Annotated in this window: 16 protein-coding genes; 9 read left to right on the top strand and 7 right to left on the bottom strand. The window is 40.0% G+C overall.

Features of this window, described 5'->3' with window-relative positions; genetic code table 11:
- Positions 1-126 precede the first annotated feature (126 nt).
- Entirely contained in the window at positions 127-1455 is a 1329-nt protein-coding gene (locus PVK79_RS18130; protein ID WP_257326295.1) for an ATP-binding protein, read from the bottom strand.
- A gap of 210 nt (positions 1456-1665) precedes the next feature.
- Between PVK79_RS18130 and PVK79_RS18125 the strand changes: the two genes are divergently transcribed.
- Positions 1666-2010, top strand: a complete 345-nt coding sequence (locus PVK79_RS18125) for a cupin domain-containing protein (RefSeq protein WP_257326294.1) — start codon at positions 1666-1668, stop codon at positions 2008-2010.
- 67 nt (positions 2011-2077) lie between these two features.
- On the opposite strand, the gene PVK79_RS18120 is transcribed toward PVK79_RS18125, so the two are convergent.
- Together PVK79_RS18120 and PVK79_RS18115 are read right to left on the bottom strand one after the other, a co-directional pair.
- Positions 2078-3526, bottom strand: a complete 1449-nt coding sequence (locus tag PVK79_RS18120) for a dihydrolipoyl dehydrogenase (protein WP_257326293.1) — start codon at positions 3524-3526, stop codon at positions 2078-2080.
- A gap of 366 nt (positions 3527-3892) precedes the next feature.
- Complete coding sequence (locus PVK79_RS18115; protein WP_145239576.1) at positions 3893-4621, bottom strand: glutathione peroxidase; 729 nt, start codon at positions 4619-4621, stop codon at positions 3893-3895.
- Positions 4622-4735: 114 nt separating this feature from the next.
- Here PVK79_RS18115 and PVK79_RS18110 point away from each other — a divergent pair, with 114 nt between their 5' ends.
- Positions 4736-5638, top strand: coding sequence for a LysR substrate-binding domain-containing protein (locus PVK79_RS18110; RefSeq protein WP_257326289.1), 903 nt, complete (start codon positions 4736-4738; stop codon positions 5636-5638).
- Here PVK79_RS18110 and PVK79_RS18105 read toward each other — a convergent pair.
- Entirely contained in the window at positions 5622-6815 is a 1194-nt protein-coding gene (locus PVK79_RS18105; RefSeq protein ID WP_145239570.1) for a flagellar assembly protein FlgT, read from the bottom strand. The two genes, PVK79_RS18110 and PVK79_RS18105, sit on opposite strands and share 17 nt — an antisense overlap.
- A 162-nt stretch (positions 6816-6977) precedes the next feature.
- Between PVK79_RS18105 and PVK79_RS18100 the strand changes: the two genes are divergently transcribed.
- Positions 6978-7436, top strand: coding sequence for an LPP20 family lipoprotein (locus tag PVK79_RS18100; RefSeq protein WP_145239567.1), 459 nt, complete (start codon positions 6978-6980; stop codon positions 7434-7436).
- 490 nt (positions 7437-7926) lie between these two features.
- On the opposite strand, the gene flgN is transcribed toward PVK79_RS18100, so the two are convergent.
- From flgN to flgA, 3 genes are all read right to left on the bottom strand, one after another.
- A complete protein-coding gene (flgN, locus tag PVK79_RS18095) occupies positions 7927-8358 on the bottom strand; it encodes a flagellar protein FlgN (protein WP_145239564.1) in 432 nt (143 codons plus the stop codon).
- Positions 8351-8665: a flagellar biosynthesis anti-sigma factor FlgM gene (gene flgM, locus PVK79_RS18090; RefSeq protein ID WP_145239561.1), complete on the bottom strand. Its 315-nt coding sequence runs from the start codon at positions 8663-8665 to the stop codon at positions 8351-8353. The genes flgN and flgM overlap by 8 nt, the downstream gene beginning before the upstream one ends.
- A gap of 78 nt (positions 8666-8743) precedes the next feature.
- Positions 8744-9451: a flagellar basal body P-ring formation chaperone FlgA gene (gene flgA / locus PVK79_RS18085; RefSeq protein ID WP_145239558.1), complete on the bottom strand. Its 708-nt coding sequence runs from the start codon at positions 9449-9451 to the stop codon at positions 8744-8746.
- Between the two features lie 141 nt (positions 9452-9592).
- Between flgA and PVK79_RS18080 the strand changes: the two genes are divergently transcribed.
- The 6 genes from PVK79_RS18080 to flgE all read left to right on the top strand — a co-directional run bounded on the left by PVK79_RS18080 (position 9593) and on the right by flgE (position 14538).
- Entirely contained in the window at positions 9593-10525 is a 933-nt protein-coding gene (locus tag PVK79_RS18080; protein WP_145239555.1) for a chemotaxis protein, read from the top strand.
- A gap of 20 nt (positions 10526-10545) precedes the next feature.
- On the top strand, positions 10546-11376 hold the full coding sequence (locus PVK79_RS18075; RefSeq protein WP_145239552.1) for a CheR family methyltransferase: 831 nt from the start codon (positions 10546-10548) through the stop codon (positions 11374-11376).
- A gap of 200 nt (positions 11377-11576) precedes the next feature.
- Positions 11577-11987, top strand: a complete 411-nt coding sequence (gene flgB / locus PVK79_RS18070; RefSeq protein WP_145239549.1) for a flagellar basal body rod protein FlgB — start codon at positions 11577-11579, stop codon at positions 11985-11987.
- Between the two features lie 2 nt (positions 11988-11989).
- Positions 11990-12421 (top strand): flagellar basal body rod protein FlgC, encoded by a 432-nt coding sequence (flgC, locus tag PVK79_RS18065; protein WP_145239546.1) that lies wholly within the window; start codon positions 11990-11992, stop codon positions 12419-12421.
- Positions 12422-12434: 13 nt separating this feature from the next.
- The gene (locus PVK79_RS18060; RefSeq protein WP_145239543.1) at positions 12435-13115 is read left to right on the top strand and encodes a flagellar hook assembly protein FlgD; all 681 of its coding nucleotides are present in this window, start codon (positions 12435-12437) and stop codon (positions 13113-13115) included.
- Positions 13116-13170: 55 nt separating this feature from the next.
- A complete protein-coding gene (flgE, locus tag PVK79_RS18055; RefSeq protein ID WP_182732600.1) occupies positions 13171-14538 on the top strand; it encodes a flagellar hook protein FlgE in 1368 nt (455 codons plus the stop codon).
- Positions 14539-14677 lie beyond the last annotated feature (139 nt).

The raw sequence follows: 14677 nt of genomic DNA, 5'->3' as shown, positions 1-14677 counted from the left end.
GGCTTTACCTGCGAACCACAATCCTTTTACTTTAAGTATGAGTTCACCATCATAATAGCTTTGTAAGCACTCGCCAGTTTCCTCAACGATGTTTGTTGGTGTGTAATTTGATAGGTCTATCTTTTATCAATGCATCAGCCTCAGGTGTTTGCTTACTACATATTCACTGTAGTAGAGCGGGAGGACAATATATTCCTTTTCCAGTGATGATGAGCCTTGCGTGCCTGTGAGTTTAATTGTTTTGATGGGCTGGCATTTATTTATGTACGATTGCAGTGATTTTGCTTTGGTGCGTTTACCACTTTTTACTTCGATAGGCAGTATGTTGCCTTCGTCATCAGAGGTCACAAATTCGATCTCCGCTCTTGCATCACCCCATGAATATGTTGGGTCAATGCCTTGTGCAGCAAGTTCCTGTTGTACAAAGTTTTCGGCCACAAAGCCTTTGTATTCATAGCCTTGTTGTTTTATTTCTTTATACCCAATGTTTAGTATATGATTTAATAAGCCCACATCAAAAAGAAATAGTTTAACGATATTATCTTTTTTATATGCTGCTAGTGGGCTTTTAGGTGTACCATCAATAGGGTGGTTTTTCAGTATCAAGCGGCACTTATTTAACCAAGAAATAGCGCTTTCAAAATCACCATAGCGAGATTTTTTATCGTGCATCCCTTTAAATTTAAAGCGATTAACAGACTCATCCATCACTGACGATAACTGTGCTGGAACATTGTTAAATACAGCCTCAATTAATCCTGCATCTACTTTTCCTGAGTATTTGCCGAAGTCTCGTTGATATCCCAGTACTAAATTTTTATGAATATCTGTTACAGCTTGAACGCGGTCAATGATACTGTGATCAGATAAATCAAACCATGTATTTACAGCTTCAGGCATACCGCCAGTAAAGTAATAATCAGTGAGTTTTGAGAATAATTTGCTATGTGCTGCACTTGAGTTTGTTTGTGCTGCAAATGCCTTAATTAGAGCTGTTTCTTTCGAGGCGATCAGAAATTCGCGAAATGTGAGGGGGCGTAGATTATGTTGTTCCACCTTACCAACCGGAAAGGAGTTTAATAAACCGATATTAGAACCACTGGCAGCAATGTGCATATGCGGTGCTTGTTCAGCAAAGTATTTGAGAGATGTGACTGCTTTAGGGCATTCGCCTATTTCATCAAGGATCAGTAGATCAGTACTAGGGTCAAACGTTTTTCCTGTAAGTAGCTCAATATTAGATAGTACGTCATCGGGTGATAACGAATCAGCAAATGCTTCGCTCATTTGTGGGGATTCTAAAAAATCGATTCGAATCACGTTTGCAAAGGTACTGCCTAATAGAGTTTGTAATAAATAAGTTTTACCTGTTTGGCGAGCGCCATCAATTAATAATGGTTTTCGTGCTGGTTTAGATTTCCAATCTAATAACTTTTCTAAAATTAATCGTTGCATGGCAGGTCTCACATTACTCATTAGATGATTAATTACACTTTATTGCGCGAATAAATGCAAGTTTTTACACTTTTACGCGCGAATAAATGCGATTTTCCACACTTTTATGCGCGAATAAGTGTAGTTGTGTTGTATGAATTAAATTTACTACCAATTTAAACGGTGATGTTTTACCTTGTTGTGTAGTAGCTTTTAAGGGATAGCGAAGATATGGCAATGCCTATTTCAGTCGATAGCGCTGAACATTATAACTGGGGTGATGACTGTGATGGCTGGCATTTAGTGAAAAGTGCAGCATTGAGTGTGATCCAAGAGCGAGTGCCGCCGGGCTGTTGTGAGCAGTCGCATAAGCATGAGTTTGCAGAGCAGTTCTTTTTTGTACTTAATGGGCAGGCGACTTTGGTAGTCGACTCTGTTACCCATATATTAAACCCGCAACAAGGCTTACATGTGCCATCGGGGTGTGTTCATCAATTATGTAATTATGGTGAGGACGATTTGGTTTTTATTGTTACCTCAACGCCGCCAAGTCATGGTGATAGAGTTAACCAATAACCCAGGTGGCCTAGACCTCCTGGATTATTGGTTATATTTTTATCCTAGCAAACTAGCAAACTAGCTTCTAATTCCCTGGGCCACATTCCATACATTGATTAATGATGTCTGGGCCAAATTTAAGCTTGGCGTTTAAATCACGCAGTGCGGTACGTAGGCCTTCTTCTATCACAGGGTGATAAAATGGCATGTCGAGCATTTGTGGTACAGTCATTTTGTTTTGTACAGCCCATGCCAGTAAGTGGGCGATATGCTCAGCCTGTGGGCCAATAAACTCAGCACCTAAAAATAAGCCTGTGCCTTGCTCTGCGTATAAACGCATATGACCTTTATTTTTCAGCATTACGCGGCTGCGGCCTTGGTTTTCAAAGCTGACTTCACCAACTTCAAAACAACCACACTCACCATAACGAGCCGTTATTTGTTTGTACGTTTCACCGACCATAGCAATTTGTGGATCGCTGAAAACGGCTGCAATTGGCGCTCGGCGCAGGCCAATACGTACATCAGGAAAACGGCCTGCATTTTGCCCTGCTATTGTTCCTTGGTCGCTCGCTTCGTGCAGCAGTGGGATCATGTTACTGGCGTCTCCGGCGATAAATATATTGGAGTCGCCACATTGCATTGTGTGTTTATCAGCGATTGGTACGCCACGTTCATCAAGCTCAATGCCGGTGTTTTCAAGACCGAGTTTGTCGGTGTTTGGTACGCGGCCCGTCGCGGCAAGTACGTAATCAAATTGCTCGGTTTGTTTGTTGCCGTTTTTGTCTACATAGGTAAGCTGCGCTTTATCGCCTACTTGTTTCATATCGGATACGTTTGAATCGGTATCTACAAAAAACTCTTCAGCAAATACGGTATTAGCGTAGTCTTTTATAACTGGGTCGGTAATTGGGCCAATCGCGCCACCCACACCAAATAGTTTTACCTTAACACCTAAGCGATGCAACGCTTGGCCAATTTCGAGGCCAATAACACCAGGGCCAAATACAGCAACTGACTCTGGCAAGTCTTGCCAATCGAAAACGTCATCGTTAATGATCAGTCTGTCGCCAAAGTTATTAAATACCCCAGGATAAGCAGGGCGAGAGCCGGTGGCAATTACAAAGCGCTTAGCGGTAATAATTGTATGGTCGTCAATCTGTACGCGATTGGCATCTAAAAATTTTGCGTAGCCTACTATTTTATCATCAGTGGGTAGCTCATCTACGGCTTCTACTACAAAGCCTACGAAGCGGTCACGCTCATTGCGCACACGTGCCATTACTTCAACACCGTTTATGGTTGGTTTTGAGCTGTGTACACCAAAGGCTGGCGCGGCTTCAATTGCATGGGCGGCTTCTGCGGCGGCAATAAGTAATTTACTTGGCATACAACCAACACGCGCACAGGTTGTACCGTATGGGCCTGCTTCAATCATTAATACGTTAGACGTGTGTTGTTTTGCATTGCGGTAAGCGCTTAAACCTGCGGTGCCAGCACCTATTACAACAACGTCTGTGTTTAGTTCTTTCATGGTGATGTCCTCATACCAATTTTATTAAAAAACTGGTTTTAAATTAGTTAATAAAATAGGTATATGCATACCCAAACTACCTCAAGATACAGAATTCAGCGTGTCACAGGGGCTTGTATTAAAACGTTAATTTGCAAAAATGAGTAAGTAACAACTATGAGAGTAAGTTCCTGTGACACGCCCGTTGGGTTGGTTTAAAAGCGATTTATACTGCGTTATTGATTTTAACAATAGAACCACTATTACTCGTAATCAATGCCTTGCCTAAATCGCTTTTAATTCCACCTGATGTTCGCATCTTGAAATAGTTTGGGTATGGATAGGGGCATTACTGCCCCTTATTATTTACTTAAGGTATTTACTTAATTAAGCAAAGTATTTTTCTAAATCGTCAGAGCCACCAATGTGCTTACCGCCGATAAATACTTGTGGCACGGTCTCACGGCCTGAAATAGCTTTTAGGCTAGTCAGTGATGCGCCAGCACCCATAGTGATTTCTTCGTATACTAGGCCTTTCTCTGTTAATAATGCTTTCGCTTTTTTACAGAAAGGGCAGCCAGGTTTAGTGAAAATGCTCACCGGCTCTGGTTTAACTTGTTTCGGGTTGATGTAATCAAGCATAGTGTCTGCATCTGATACTTCAAACGGGTCGCCAGGTAAATCTGGTTCGATGAACATTTTTTCAATTACGCCATCTTTAACCAGCATAGAGTATCTCCAGCTGCGTTTGCCAAAACCTAAATCGTTTTTATCAACTAACATGCCCATGCCGTCAGTGAATTCGCCGTTACCGTCTGGTAATAAGGTAATGTTTTGTGCTTCTTGATGCTCAGCCCATGCATTCATTACAAAGGTATCGTTTACTGATAAACACACAATGTCGTCAACGCCGTTTTGTTTAAGTACACCAGCTAATTCGTTGTAGCGTGGTAAGTGAGTTGATGAACAGGTTGGTGTAAATGCACCGGGTAGTGAAAACACAACCACTGTTTTACCTTTAAAAATGTCATCGGTAGTTACTGATTTCCATTCGTCATTTTGACGTGTTGCAAATGTAACCTGTGGAATTGTTTGACCTTCAATATTCTTTAACATGTTTTTTAGTTCCTCTTGATTTGTTGATAGCCATTATGTCGTGAAAGTTATAATAGCTCCAATCGTTTGTTTATATTAGTATGATAGGTATTACCGATTAATTGTGAGTTTGCAGTGAATTTAAAAGATCTTGAATACGTAAAAGCGATTGCGCACTTTAAGCATTTTCGTAAAGCCGCCGATGCATGTTTTGTCAGTCAACCCACTCTCAGTGGACAGGTTAAAAAACTTGAACAAGAGCTTGGTGTTACTTTATTTGACCGCTCTACTAAGCATGTTACTTTAACGGCTCAAGGTGAACGTTTGTTGACACAGATCAAAGTGATCTTAGAGCAAACCCAAATATTAAAAGAGCTAGCAGCAACGTCATCGTCGCCACTACAAGGTAAAGTAAGAATAGGTATTATTCCAACGATTGCACCGTATTTATTACCCACCTTACTCACCTCGATGAAAGAAGCGTTTGCTGATAGCCAATTTGCTTTTGTTGAGATGCAAACCGCGACTATATTAAGCGCACTGGATAACGGTGAGTTAGATATAGCTATATTAGCAGATGTGCCTGAACTTAAACTTTATCATACAGTTAAATTGTATAAAGAAGACTTTTTGGTCGCTATGTCAGCGCAAAATAGTTTAGCAAAACGCAGTAAAATAGCGTTAGATGAGCTACAAGAGTGCAGTTTATTGATGCTCAGCGATGGTCATTGTTTTAAAGATCAAGCCCAGCAATTTTGTTTTGCCGCTGGGGTTGATGTGTCCAATGAGTACCGAGGTAATAGCTTAGAAACCTTATTAGCATTGGTGGCTATGGATGATGGGGTAACCTTTGTGCCTAAGCTTGCGTGCACAGAGCGTGCAGGTATTAGCTACTTGCCAATCTTCCCAACTCAACAGCGAAGTGTGGTGTTGGCCTGTCGTAAACATTACCCGCATTTAGCGGGCATTGAATTACTTGCTAATTGGCTTATTGAGCACCCAAGCTTACACCAACAATTGACTAAGGCTCTAAATTAGTCAGTTCTACTACATCATTTATTTGAATATTAGGCAGTGGTTGTTGGTCAATACTGACGGCAACCGCACTTTGTTGATATACCTGCTCAACTTGTATTTGATTGAGCGTGGTGATCAGGTGTGGCATTTTATTTCCCGCAGCATCCGTTAAATAGTTATGATGTGCAATATTTAAACGTTGGCCTTTTTCAATACCATGGGCTTTGCCTAAATTAATAATTAGCTTATTGTTTTCTATATGTAGTATTTTACCTTGGGTTTCAAGGCAAGCCATTGCGGCTTGTAAGTCGTAACTAACGGTTTGGTTTATGTCAGCTATATTTTGGCCGTAATCTGAATTCCAAAATTTATCACTAAACACGTCAATAATTGCAGTTTTTTCAAATGGCCAGATAGCTTGACTGCGATAACTTTTTTGCCACATTCGCTCGTAAGTGGTGCCATCAAATAAGGCAAAATCTATTTTATATGAACGTTGGTAGGTTTCGTCCTGCCAAAAAGCATAACTGTTATTGAGTTTATCGCCATTTGAGATATCAACAATTTGACTTAACAATACATACTGAGAATTACTGCGGCTCGATATTTCTTCTAATAGGGCATTACTGTAATCGTATTGTTGATTAAAAAATTCGCCAACGCGGATCGGAAAGTTAAAATAGGCAGTTGGTTTAGCATTCATAGCTGATTGATTTAACGTTTTGTAGAGTGCTTCGCTGGTGGCTTTGTTAATGTCAAATATTTGACCCATCTTCGCTTGTTCGCGATTATTTAATTGTGTTTGGGTGATCGCAACAAATTTAGTAAATTGGTTCGCAGGGCAGTGTTCTTGTTGAGGGAAGATATCTAAGCGCAAAGTAATTGCAAATTGATCGGCTTTACGATCTTCGCTGATCATCTCTATTTTTTGAATTTCGCCATGGCTGTTTATTTTTAGCTGATCTTGAGTTAACACCCCATCTACTAAGGTTTGCATTGAGCTAACGCGTGCCCCTGAGAACACTAAAGCTTGGGTGATAGCATCTTTTATTGCCGCCGATTTTGCCGCACTTATGTCATCATTTTTAATGCTTGCATGGCCGGTTGATTCATACCATTGAGCAACTGTATGGGAGGAAAATAGGCTAATACTCAGCCAACTGCTGGCGATTACTACCATTGATAAAATTCGCTTCATTACCCTGACCCCATGAATATACATTTGCTATTAACAGTGACAGAGCAAGGACTGTACCAATTGTTTTGTAAGGTTGCTTTAAAACCGTCATGGCAGTTAATTATGGCATTGATCGTGCATTGAGTTAGTTATTAATGTCTCTTTTAAAGCGTGAGAAAAGCCATGCGTATTGTGATTTCAATTTGTATATTAGCAAGCTTAGGTCTAGCTGGCTGTAGCAGTATTTTTGATAAACATGTGGAATATAAGTATATTGAGCCAGATAACTACCCAATTCTAAAAGCCGTGGGTTATGCGCCGATCAGTGCGCAACCGGGTGATAACCAATCACAACGCTCATTAATGGCGATTAAAGCATCAAAACTAGAAGCGTATCGTGAGCTTGCAGAGCAAGTATATGGGCAAAAAATTACCGCAGGTACCACAGTGCAAGGCAGTATTGCACAAAACGATCACTTGCAAGGGCAAGTACAAGGGATTATTAAAGGCGCACAAGTAATTAAAACCTATGCCGTAGGTGATACCTATGCCACTGAGTTACAACTTGATATGAAGCGGGTGCATGATTTATACATAGGTGAAATTAAACCACGCGAAGTTAAAAAAGTAACTTATTACTAAAACGCTTGATCTAATAAATTCGTTGTTATTTACGTTAGTAACTAACAAAATACACGCTAAAATATCTCACAGTGAATACTTCAGTGCTATGCTTTATTTAATGTTTTTTATTGAATAAAGCTTGTGGCACGTAAAAAAATAACTCGGTTTTTATTAATATACTTATGGTCGCGTCAGTGAGCGTTTTACACTTTGGCTGCGTGCTTTTGCGAAAGTTTAGTAACTGCCCGTTACTGCATTTTGCGCTATTGTTTATATTAGTTACCAGTGTGGTTTTTGCCGATCGTCTCCCCATCCAGTTTAATGTCTTTTTAGAAAAAATGAACCTGCAATTTGGACCAACGCGCGTAGCGATAGCACGTAATTGGCAAACGATGTTGGTTTAGTCACAGAATCAAACTGGCAATAAAAGTATCTAGCGAAAGGTAGTTATAAATGCAGGGTAGATCAATTAATCAGAAGTAGGCACAGGTGAGGCTCAAAGAAGGGGTTATGCTTTTAAGTTATGGACGATTTTACTGTTACCGTGAACAACACTACCACCTTGGTCATATGTTGTAGAGGTTGGCACACCAATTAAAATGTCTTTTAATTGTTTGACGGTTAATTGTGCATGGTGGGCTGCATGAGCATTAACATCATTTTTCTTTTTACATGACTCTAATAATTTACGCACATCACTAATTAAGTTTGTCACTTCGTCAGATTCAACGTCATTATTTGCAAGTAAGGTTTTGAGCTCTTTGTCTAAAGTTTGAATTTGACTCAAAAAGGCGAGTTTTTGTTTCGCGACATCTTTTAGACCCTCACCACGACGGGAAGCTATAGCGGTTAATTCATCTTCTAAGATATCAGCAAGGGATGTTAAGCAATTTAGCTGCATAACAAGTTTAGAACTGATCAGACTGTTGTGATCAGCCATACACATCAAACTCAAATGCAGCGATATTTTTTGCTAACTTTTCAGCATCAATCTGATATTTACCTTCAGTAATTGCTTTTTTTAGCTCAGCCACTTTGTTGCTATCAAAACCAGAAGACTGCTGTGCTTTGTCTTGCAAAGATTTTAACTGTTGCGCTTGTGGTGTTAAGCTTACTGAATCAGCAGTCGCTTTTGGCGTAGTTGCTTGCGCAGTATTAGCATTATTGTTTTGTAAATCAACTTTTTGCTGTTTTGCATTGGTCAACACATTAGCCTGTTGCTGACCTTTATTTACTTGGCTTACCATGATTTCAACCTATACATTATCCAACACATGCCTTGTTATCGGCAACCATGCTAGAAACTTTAGCATAAATACGAAAGTTTAAATAATTACCTGCACAGACTCAACACCGTCAACACGGGCATTTAAAACTTTCCCTGATTTTGCATTTTTAACTTTTACTTGCTCCCCTAAAGTACCATCTTCTAGGGCTAAACCGGAAGTTTTTATTTTCAATCCTCGAATTATTGCGAAAATAGTGACATTATCCCCTTTGCAGACCATACAGATTTGATTTAAAGCAACAGGGTAACCACTGCGGATATTGCGTTTGCTGCGGCTACCAATCAACAGTTCTTCATCTTGTAAGTACTGTGCTCTTACGAAATGTTTTGGTTTCATAATCAAACGTAAATGATGGGGTTCGATAACTTCACCCCGACTTAAATTTTCAGTGGCTATAATCACAGGGGATAGTTCAATCATACGTACATGAACATATTGACTCCAACCATTTAGGTCATCACATTTTATTTGTACGGTTATTTGGCGATTAAATGGCGGCTCAGTAGGAATATTAAATGCAAGGTCGCTGTTACAGCCACGATCTGGGATCCGGCTATCCAATGTTAAGGCGTTGAGTTCCTTATCATCGGCAGTATTAGGGTCTAGTTGATCATAGACATGAGATACAGCAAGTTCTTGCAATTGTTCTTTGCTATATGTTTGCGCATACAGTGGAGTTACTAGGCATAAGCTAGCAAGAAAATAAAAAACACTGTATCTTCGGCTTTTTTTTAACAAACTCATAATGTTTCGACTATGCTTATGGTTGAAAACAGGGTATAAATATTTAGCGTCAATAAACAGACGCTCCCGTGTAGTTATGTAGCTTTACAGAAAGAAAGCAATTATTGTTCCGTTCTTATTCGCTTTCTTCAGGAGATTGAAATGGCAGGCATTTTAGACTCAGTTAACCAACGCACTCAATTGGTTGGGCAAAACCGTCTTGAATTATTATTATTCAAGCTAAGAGGGCGGCAGCGCTTTGGCATCAATGTGTTTAAAGTGAGAGAAGTACTGCAATGCCCTCCTTTGACAAACATGCCAAAGTCAAATGCGTATATAAGAGGTGTCGCACATATACGCGGGCAAACTATTTCTGTTATCGATTTATCGATGGCCGTGGGTGGTCCTGCGATCGAAAATATTAAAGATAGTTTTATAATCATTGCTGAATATAACCGTTCCGTACAAGGGTTTTTGGTTGGTGGCGTTGAGCGAATTGTTAATATGAATTGGGAAAAAATAATGCCGCCACCGTCAGGGGCTGGCAGATATTCATATTTAACTGCAGTGACAGAAATTGAAAACGAGTTAGTCGAAATTCTTGATGTAGAAAAAATATTAAACGAAATTTGCCCGGTGAATACCGAAGTCAGTGCTGCAATAGCTAATGATGGTGAAATTCAAAAAGACTTAGGTGAGCGCATTGTGTTTATTGCCGATGACTCTGCCGTTGCTCGTAATCAAGTCAAACGTGCATTAGAGCCGTTAGGCGTGCAAACAGAGCTGGCTAAAAATGGTAAAGAAGCATTAATACGCCTTCGTGAGATTGCTGCACTTGATTGTAAGCATGATATTACCGAGCGAGTAGGATTGTTGATTTCTGATGTTGAAATGCCAGAAATGGATGGTTATACCCTAACCGCTGAAATAAAAGCAGATCCAAAGTTAGCCCCCTTACATGTTATTTTACATACATCGCTCAGTGGTGTATTCAATCAAGCGATGATTGAAAAAGTGGGTGCTGATGACTTTATAGCTAAGTTCAATCCGGATGAGTTAGCTACAGCAGTGAAAAAATGGGTTCATTGTGACTAATTTGAAAAGGCGGTGTTACTTTGGAAAATAAGCATTTACAGCAAAGCGAGTACGATCAGTTTCGCTCTTTTTTAGAGCAACAATGTGGCATTGTTCTGGGAGATAATAAGCTTTATTTAGTCAAAAGCAGGCTTGCTCCGCTAATGGTTCGTTTTAATGTTGAATCATTGTCACAATTGGTTAGTAAAACACTGAGTCCGCATGAGCGGCAGTTACGTGCCGCAGTCGTTGATGCTATGACGACCAATGAAACTTTATGGTTTCGGGATCAATACCCGTTTGAACTATTGCAAAGTAAGTTATTTCCGGAACATAAAGAGTTACGTCGTCCGTTGAAAATTTGGTCTGCGGCAAGTTCATCGGGACAAGAGCCATATTCTATTGCTATGTCGGTTGCTGAGTTTCAAGCTAAACAGCCGGGTGTATTAAAAATGGGCGCGCAGATAATCGGCACTGATATTTCTAATACTATGTTAGATATGTGTAAGCATGCAGAATATGACTCCCTTGCTCTAGCTAGAGGGCTGTCGGTAGAGCGCAGGAAAAAGTTCTTTAAAGATAGTGGCAACGGCATGGCGCAAGTAAACGACTCAATAAAAAAATTAGTGAGTTTTAGACATCTTAACTTATTAGATTCATACGCGCTAATGGGCAAGTTTGATATTATTTTTTGCCGCAACGTGCTGATTTATTTCGCACCAGAGGTTAAAGCCAAAATTATTGCTCAGTTTGCTCAAGCACTAAATCCTAAAGGGTATTTATTTTTAGGCGCATCAGAGTCTATGTCAGGGTTAAGTGACGAATTTGACATGGTACGCTGTAATCCAGGTATTATTTATCAAAAGAAATAGCTTACCAGCGTATTTAACGCGCTAAAACACAAGTTACTCAAATCTCATCGGTAGTAAAACCGAATCTTGAATACTATAAAACGATGTGGCTCCACATCGTTTTTCTTTTTAAATCAAATGATTAAACGAACCATAAAACATCAACCTAATTGGCTCAACTTTTGCATTAATCATCTTAAGTCAATTTTTTGGAGATGGTTATGGCTATCAGTTTTGATAAAGCATTTGGGGTTCATCCTCATGCAATGTTGATCCGTTCGCAACGTGCTGAGTTATTAGCAACCAATATCGCTAATGCTGATACGCCGGGCTATAAAGCGAAAGACATCGACTTTGCCTCAGCATTGAAAGCGGCAAAAAGCCACCAACAAGGCGGCAATAACATGGTAACAACTAACCCAAACCACATTGCCGGTGGCAGTCGTTATGTTGGTAATAGTGAAATGTTTCGCTCGCCAAATCAAGCAGATACAGGTGATGGCAACTCGGTTGATATACAAGTGGAACGAAACTTGTATACAAAGAACTCATTAGAGTATCAGGCAAGCCTGCAATTTATGAGTAGTAAAATTAAAGGCCTTAAAAAAGCCCTCGGTAGTCAAGGAGCCTAAGCATGAGTTTATATAACGTTTTTGATATTTCAGGTAGTGGTATGAGTGCGCAAAATGTGCGTTTGAACACAACCGCGAGTAATATTTCAAATGCTAATAGCATTAGCTCAAGCCAAGACAAAACTTACCGGGCGCGCCACCCTGTTTTTGCAGCTGAACTGATGAAAGCATCAGAATCAAGCGGTAATGTTCAGGGGTCGTCTGTTGGCGTTAAAGTGTTAGGTATTGTAGAGAGTAATAAACCATTACAAATTGAATATAACCCTAATCATCCTAGTGCGGATGAAAACGGTTATATCTACAAACCTAACGTTAATGTCGTTGAAGAAATGGCTAATATGATTTCTGCCTCACGCTCTTATCAAACCAATGTGCAAGTTGCTGATGCAGCGAAGCAAATGTTAAGTAAAACACTGTTGCTTGGGCAGCGGTAATTGAGGAAAGATTATGAGTAACGATATCAGCAGCACATCGTCAACTTATTTAGATTCGATTAAGTGGCAAGATAAACAGGTTAGCAGTGATAAGAAAAGTGATGCGTTAACCCAAGAAGATTTCTTCTCATTGTTAACACAGCAACTGTCGTTTCAAGATCCCAGCAAACCAGCTGACAATGATCAAATGATCGCGCAGATGACAAGTTTCACCATGGCTGAAGGTATCTCAAACCTTAATAGTAATTTTCAGTCATTAGCCGCATCGATGACATCTAACTCAGCACTACAAGCATCGACTTTAGTGGGTAAACAAGCATTACTAGAGTCTAATACATTAGACCTAAACGATGTTGGTAGCGCTAAAGGAACCGTGGTTGCAGAAGAGCCTGTAGAAAACTTATTTCTACGAATTGAAGATTCATCTGGTCAGTTGGTGCGTAGTATTGATTTAGGTGCGCAATCAGCGGGCGCTGTCCGTTTCGAGTGGGACGGCATGAATGATAATAAAGAACGTTTACCACCAGGTGAATATAAAATTAAAGCTGAAGGGCAGTTAAATGGTGAGTACACGGCTTTACCTATAGCTACTTTTAAGAATATCGAGAGTGTTAATATTAATGGTGCAAACGGCATTATTATAAACACTAAAGAAGGTGCGGTTAGGCTAGCTGACGTTGCAGAAATCGCGTAAAAATTTTAATTATTAGTTAGCCACAGGCTAAACATTGACAGATTAGAGGTGAATTATGAGCTTCAATATTGCATTAACTGGCATTGCTGCCGCACAAAAAGACTTAGATGTAACAGCAAATAATATTGCTAACGTAAATACGGTAGGCTTTAAAGAGTCACGTGCTGAATTTGCTGATGTATACGCATCTTCGGTATTTAGTTCAGGCAAGACAAAAAATGGTGATGGTGTACAGACAACTATGGTGGCACAACAGTTTCACCAAGGTTCACTAAAGTTCACTCAAAACTCATTAGATTTAGCTATCACAGGTGAAGGTTACTTTGCCATGAGCCAAGATTTAGGGGCACAAGATTTTACTTATTCGCGTGCAGGCGCATTTAAACTTAATAAAGATAACTTTATTGTTGATGCTAAAGGCAATTACTTGCAGGGTTTTCCTGTTGATGAAGCTACAGGTGATACAACATCGGTAAGTTTAAGCACGTCATCAGCGTTACAGATCCCTGATTCATCAGGATCACCGCGAGCTACGACGAATGTTTACTCGTCGTTTAACTTAGACTCGCGTGCAACCTCGCCGTCAATAACTACTTTTGATCCTACAACGAGCGCATCATATAATAGCTCAACATCAACAACAGTATACGACTCGTTAGGTGAGCCGCATGTTTTACAGTTTTTCTTTGTTAAAACAAATTCTACAGTAACGGGTAATGATAATGAGTGGCAAACTTATGCGACCTTAGATGAAAAGCCATTTAGCCCTGCAGGTGTTGAAGAGACTGCTCCTCCTTACACACCATTATCAACCTTTCAGTTTGATTCTAGTGGTAAGCCATTAAACACAGATGGTGTCGCGAATACAGATAACACATTCAATCCATTAGCAATTCCAAGCGGTGCTGGTGCGGCAGTAGGGCTATCTGATTTATTAACAAATGGTGCCAGCTTCCCTGAAAATGTTACTGTTAATTGGCGCGATGAAGCGGCCACTGATAATAAAGTCCCGACTCAATATGCTAGTCGTTTTGAAGTTAAAGCACTTGAGCAAGATGGTGCTACTGTTGGACGTTTAGCCGGTATTGATATTGGTAGTGATGGTAAGATTGTCGCTTCATACAGTAATGGAGATACCTCATTCTTAGGGCAAGTAGCGATGGTGCGCTTTTCTAACTCACAAGGCTTACAACAAGCTGGTGATACAGGTTGGAAAAAAAGTTTGACGTCTGGTGAGCCAATCGCTGGCGAACCAGGTTCTGGTACTTTAGGTTCCATTAACTCTACAGCGCTTGAGCAATCAAACGTGAATTTAACGAATGAACTCGTAGATTTGATCAGTGCACAGCGTAACTTCCAAGCAAACTCACGTGCGCTTGAAGTGAATTCAACACTACAGCAAGCTATTTTGCAGATCCGCTAATCTCGTTCTAATATTTTTTATAATCCGACACCTAGGCTGCTATTTATTAGCAGCCTTTTTTATTTGCGATTGATTATTTTTTGTAACTTATCACGTCAGTTTATTGTGGCACTTATCTTGCATTTGTCATGTTATAGAT

This window comes from Pseudoalteromonas rhizosphaerae (genome assembly GCF_028885455.1).
Taxonomy (GTDB): domain Bacteria; phylum Pseudomonadota; class Gammaproteobacteria; order Enterobacterales; family Alteromonadaceae; genus Pseudoalteromonas; species Pseudoalteromonas rhizosphaerae.
This window is presented reverse-complemented; position numbering and strand designations above follow the sequence as displayed.

What these genes read in the sequence shown, in the direction of transcription:
- PVK79_RS18120 (WP_257326293.1), bottom strand. Translation starts at nt 3,526, where the DNA reads ATGAAAGAACTAAACACAGACGTTGTTGTAATAGGTGCTGGCACCGCA.
- PVK79_RS18130 (WP_257326295.1), bottom strand. Translation starts at nt 1,455, where the DNA reads ATGCAACGATTAATTTTAGAAAAGTTATTAGATTGGAAATCTAAACCA.
- flgE (WP_182732600.1), top strand. Translation starts at nt 13,171, where the DNA reads ATGAGCTTCAATATTGCATTAACTGGCATTGCTGCCGCACAAAAAGAC.
- PVK79_RS18060 (WP_145239543.1), top strand. Translation starts at nt 12,435, where the DNA reads ATGAGTAACGATATCAGCAGCACATCGTCAACTTATTTAGATTCGATT.
- flgN (WP_145239564.1), bottom strand. Translation starts at nt 8,358, where the DNA reads ATGGCTGATCACAACAGTCTGATCAGTTCTAAACTTGTTATGCAGCTA.
- flgA (WP_145239558.1), bottom strand. Translation starts at nt 9,451, where the DNA reads ATGAGTTTGTTAAAAAAAAGCCGAAGATACAGTGTTTTTTATTTTCTT.
- flgB (WP_145239549.1), top strand. Translation starts at nt 11,577, where the DNA reads ATGGCTATCAGTTTTGATAAAGCATTTGGGGTTCATCCTCATGCAATG.
- PVK79_RS18105 (WP_145239570.1), bottom strand. Translation starts at nt 6,815, where the DNA reads ATGAAGCGAATTTTATCAATGGTAGTAATCGCCAGCAGTTGGCTGAGT.
- flgM (WP_145239561.1), bottom strand. Translation starts at nt 8,665, where the DNA reads ATGGTAAGCCAAGTAAATAAAGGTCAGCAACAGGCTAATGTGTTGACC.
- PVK79_RS18080 (WP_145239555.1), top strand. Translation starts at nt 9,593, where the DNA reads ATGGCAGGCATTTTAGACTCAGTTAACCAACGCACTCAATTGGTTGGG.
- PVK79_RS18125 (WP_257326294.1), top strand. Translation starts at nt 1,666, where the DNA reads ATGGCAATGCCTATTTCAGTCGATAGCGCTGAACATTATAACTGGGGT.
- PVK79_RS18115 (WP_145239576.1), bottom strand. Translation starts at nt 4,621, where the DNA reads ATGTTAAAGAATATTGAAGGTCAAACAATTCCACAGGTTACATTTGCA.
- PVK79_RS18100 (WP_145239567.1), top strand. Translation starts at nt 6,978, where the DNA reads ATGCGTATTGTGATTTCAATTTGTATATTAGCAAGCTTAGGTCTAGCT.
- flgC (WP_145239546.1), top strand. Translation starts at nt 11,990, where the DNA reads ATGAGTTTATATAACGTTTTTGATATTTCAGGTAGTGGTATGAGTGCG.